Consider the following 439-nt stretch of genomic DNA (forward strand, 5'->3'; position numbering starts at 1 on the left):
TAACTACAATGAGGTGAATTTTATGAAAGAGAAAATTGTTTTAGCATATTCAGGAGGACTAGATACAAGTGTGGCCGTTCAATGGCTTATCGACAAAGGATACGACGTTGTAGCTTGTTGCCTAGATGTTGGTGAAGGTAAAGATTTAGACATCGTTTATAAAAAAGCTTTAGATATGGGAGCAGTTGAATGTCATATTATTGATGCAACAAAAGAATTTAGTGATGAGTATGTAAGTTATGCAATCAAAGGAAATTTAATGTATGAAAATGCATATCCATTAGTTTCAGCTTTATCAAGACCATTAATCGCTAAAAAATTAGTAGAGATTGCTGAGAAAACAAATTCAGTAGGTATTGCACATGGTTGTACTGGTAAAGGGAATGACCAAGTACGTTTCGAAGTTGCCATTAAAGCATTAAACCCATCATTGAAAGCA

At 33.9% G+C, this 439-nt stretch carries 1 protein-coding gene; it reads left to right on the forward strand.

From position 1 onward, the window contains the following. Positions 1-22 precede the first annotated feature (22 nt). Positions 23-439, forward strand: a 417-nt coding sequence (locus D7Y13_RS43070) for an argininosuccinate synthase domain-containing protein (protein WP_208734646.1), incomplete at its 3' end; no start/stop codon positions are given.

The sequence above is a fragment of the Corallococcus praedator genome (assembly GCF_003612125.1).
Taxonomy (GTDB): domain Bacteria; phylum Myxococcota; class Myxococcia; order Myxococcales; family Myxococcaceae; genus Corallococcus; species Corallococcus praedator.